Genomic DNA, 4,141 nt, shown 5'->3' on the forward strand with positions numbered 1-4,141 from the left:
GTCAGCTGGCTGCTCGTGCCGTCCTGGTTGACGGCGCTGCCCCGGATCACGGCGAGTATCTGGTGGCCGAGGCGCTGGGCCTCCGACAGCCGTTCGAGGAGCAGAATACCGACGCCTTCGGCGAGGCCGAAACCATCGGCGGCGGCGGCGAACGGCTTGCACCGGCCGTCGGGGGCCAGCGCGCGCTGCCGGCTGAACTCGATGAACGCTCTGGGGGTGGCCATGACGGTGGCCCCGCCGGCCAGGGCCAGGCCGCATTCGCCGTTGCGGAGTGCCTGGCTGGCGAGGTGGATGGCCACCAGTGAGGAGGAGCAGGCGGTGTCGACGGTTATCGCCGGTCCTTCCAGCCCCAGGGTGTAGGCGATGCGGCCGGACGCGACACTCGTGGTGCTGCCGATCAGAACATAGCCCTCGATGTCCCGGGTGGCTTTCTGAGCCAGACCGGGAGCGTAGTCCTGGGCGATGACCCCGGCGAAAACACCGGTGTCGCTGCCGCGCACGGAGGCCGGGTTGATGCCGGCATTCTCGAATGCCTCCCATGTTGTTTCCAGGAGCAGCCGCTGCTGTGGGTCGGTGGCGAGTGCCTCGCGTGGGGACATTCCGAAGAAGGCCGCGTCGAAATCGGCCGCGTCGTGCAGGAATCCACCCGCACGCGCGTAGGACGCACCGGTTTGCTCCGGGTCGGGGTGATGAAGGCGATCGACATCCCAGCCACGGTCGACGGGCAGGTCGGCGATGACCTCGTTTCCGTCGACCACCAGCTGCCACAGGCTCTCGACGGACCGCACACCGCCTGGGAACCGGCCGCTCATTCCGATGATCGCGATGGGTTCCCGGCTGGCTGATTCGACCTCCGCCAGGCGCTGCCTGGCGGTCCGCAGATCAGCTGTCGCCCGCCGGAGATAGTCGCGGAGCTTCTCCTCGTTCGTCACGGCGTCTCGCTCTCCCTATGGCTACCGGTCCGATGTGCCTGACTGGGGATTCCCAGCTCGTTGTCGAGTGCGGCGAAAAGTTCCTCGTCCGTTGCCGAACCGAGGTCGCCAGCTGCGCCGGGGCCGGCTGGCGAACCGAGCTCGTCCCCTGCGGAGCCGTGCGCGCGCGAGGTCGTGTGACGGCCGTTCCACATCCGCAGGAGCCCCTGGATGCGTGTCGCGATCTCGGTGTGCTCGTCATCGTCCACAGCAGTCGTCGACATAGCCGTCCGGAGCCGGTCGATTTCGGTGATCAACGGTGTTGCGGAAGCCGCGGACGCGGGGACGAGCTGGGTGCGCAGGTAGGCGGTGAGCGCCGCCGGGGTGGGATGGTCGAAAAGTAGCGTGGTGGGCAGGCGCAGGCCGGTCGCCGCGTTGAGTCGGTTACGGAATTCCACTGCGGTGAGGGAGTCGAAACCCGAGGCGAGAAATCCACGGTCGGCTTCGATGGTGCCCGGATCCGCATGGCCGAGGACGGTTGCGGCGGTCGTCCGCACAAGGCCGATCACCTGACGTTCCTGCTCGTTTTCCGGCTGACCGGCCAGCCGCCGCACAAGAGAGTTCCGCTCAGGTTCGGCGTCGCTCGTCACGACCCGCCGGACGGGTAGGCGGACAAGGCCGCGCAGGATCTCCGGAATGTTCTCCGAGCTGCCCTGACGCTGGATTTTCATCGTGTCGATCCGGGCCGGTACGAGGCCTGCGTACGGCGTTGTCATGGCTGTGTCGAACAGTTTCAGGGCCACCTCGGTCGGCAGCGCGATGAGCCCCGTGCGGTTCATCCGGGTCACGTCGGTGTCCTGGAGATGGCTGGTCATGCCGCTGGCCTGGGCCCAGTAGCCCCACGCCAGTGACGTCGCGGGCAGGCCGTGTGCCTGTCGGTGGTGGGCCAGCGCGTCGAGGTAGGTGTTGGCGGCGGCGTAGTTCGCCTGGCCGGCGTTGCCGAGGATGCCCGCGACGGAGGAGTAAAGGACGAAGGCGGACAGGTCGAGACCGCGGGTCAGCTCGTGCAGGTTCCAGGCTGCGTCGACCTTGGGACGTAACACGGTGTGAAGGTGGTGCGGGGTCAGGGCGGTCACGGTGGCGTCGTCCAGCACGCCTGCGGTGTGGATGACAGCGGTCAGCGGGTGCTGGTGAGGGATGGCGGCGAGCAGCGCGGCCACCGCGTCGCGGTCAGCGGCGTCGCAGGCGGCGATGGTGACCGCGACGCCCAGCGCGGTGAGCTCGGCCGTGAGTTCCGCGGCGCCGTCGGCGGCGTTCCCCCGCCGGCTGGTCAGCAGCAGGTGACGCACCCCGTGGTGGGTGACCAGCCGACGGGCGGCGAGCTGCCCCAGCACGCCGGTCCCGCCGGTGATCAGCACTGTGCCGTCGGGGTCGAGCGGGACGGGAAGGGTGAGCGCCAGTTTGCCGGTGTGCCGTGCCTGGCTGAGGTGGCGCAGGGCCTGTGGCGCGTGGCGGACGTCCCATGCGGTCACCGGCAGCGGACGTAGCACTCCCTGCTCGAACAGCGCCACCAGCTCGGCCAGGATCTGCCCGATGCGCTCGGGCGTCACGTCGCGGAGCAGGTCGAACGCCCGGTAGCTCACGGTGGGATGGCCGGCTGCCACGTCGTGCGGACGGCGCACGTCGGTCTTCCCCATCTCGATGAAACGGCCATCCGGACGCAGCAGCCGCAGGGACGCGTCGGTGAACTCGTGCGCGAGGGCGTTGAGGACGACGTCGACCCCACCGGCGGCAGTGCGGAACTTCCGCTCGAAGTCAAGGGTGCGGGAGGAGGCGATATGGTCGTCGTCGAGTCCCTGGGCCCGGAGGACCTGCCACTTGCCGGGGCTTGCGGTGCCGTAGACCTCGGCACCCCAGTGCCGCGCGAGTTGGACCGCGGCCATGCCGACCCCGCCGGTGGCGGCGTGGATGAGGACCGTTTCGCCGGGCCGGAGCCGGGCGAGGTCGGCCAGCGCGTGGTAGGCGGTGAGGAAGGCGACCGGGGCGGTGGCGGCCTGGGTGAAGGACCATCCGGCGGGGATGTGGACCAGCAGGCGGTGGTCGACGACCGCCGACGAGCCCAGCATGCCGGGAAGCAGGCCCATGACACGGTCGCCGGGGGCGAAGCCGGTGACGTCCGGGCCGACGTCCACGACCACACCGGCGCCTTCCGCGCCGATGCGGGCCTCCCCCGGGTAGACGCCCAGGGCGATGAGCACATCCCGGAAGTTCACCCCGGCCGCGCGCGTCGTGAGGCGAATCTGCCCGCGGGCCAGCGGCTGGTCCGCTTCGGGGTGGGGCACCAGCGCCAGCGTGTCGAAGGTGCCGGGGGTGGTGACGGCCAACCGCCAGGACGGGGTGTCCAGGGGCGGGATCAGCGTGTGTGTCCGGGCCGTGTCGAGCGGGGCCGTGTCGAGCGGGGCCAGGTCCCGGTGGGGGCGGTGCCGGGCGAGCCGGGGGACGTGGATCTCCCCACCACGCAGGGCGAGCTGCCCCTCGCCGCTGGCCAGCGCGGCCGGGAGCGCGCTCAGGGAGTCCGGGTGGTGGTCGAGGTCGAGCAGGACGAGCTGGCCGGGATGTTCGGACTGCGCCGCGCGGACCAGGCCCCAGACGCCGGCGGCGGCAAGGTTGCCGACGTCCTCCCCGGGGCGGGTGGCGACCGCGTCGTAGGTGACCACGACCAGCCTCGAGGAGGCGTACCGGTCGTCGGCCGACCAGGCCTGCAACACGGCCAGCGCCTGCTGGGTGGTCGTGTGCGCAGCCTCCGCGCCGGTGGCGGCTGGGCACGGCAGGAGCACGGTGTCGGGTACCGGGGCTCCCGCGGCGATGGCCGCGGTGAGCGAGGCCAGGTCCGGGCAGATCTCGACCGATGGACGTGTCGACGCCGCCAGGGCGGTCAGGCCCAGGGCGTCCGTTCCCAGTACGGTCCACCGACCCGGCGGTGGGATCTCGCGGGGCACATTCACCACCGGCCAGGTCAGCTCGAACAACGGCTCCTCGGGCACCCCACGGGCACCGGCGAGATGATCCGTCGAGGTCATCCGCAGCACCAGGGAGCCGATGGCGGCGACGGGCGCGCCGGTGAGGTCGGTGGCCCGCAGCGTCACCCGGTCGGTGCCGGTCGGCTGGACGTGCACCCGCAGCCCGCGGGCACCTGCCGCGGACAGCGACACGCCGCTGACGGCAAAGGG

At 71.1% G+C, this 4,141-nt stretch carries 2 protein-coding genes; both read right to left on the reverse strand.

The features are described 5' to 3' along the window. Positions 1-932 (reverse strand): beta-ketoacyl synthase N-terminal-like domain-containing protein (locus MJ783_RS21335; RefSeq protein WP_239313194.1); only part of this gene is annotated, 932 nt, incomplete at its 3' end. Next, on the reverse strand, positions 929-4,141 hold a 3,213-nt coding region (locus MJ783_RS21340), incomplete at its 5' end, for an SDR family NAD(P)-dependent oxidoreductase (RefSeq protein WP_239313197.1). The genes MJ783_RS21340 and MJ783_RS21335, both read right to left, overlap by 4 nt.

Origin of the sequence: Protofrankia sp. Cj3, from assembly GCF_917627355.1 — a bacterium.
Classification (GTDB): domain Bacteria; phylum Actinomycetota; class Actinomycetes; order Frankiales; family Frankiaceae; genus Protofrankia.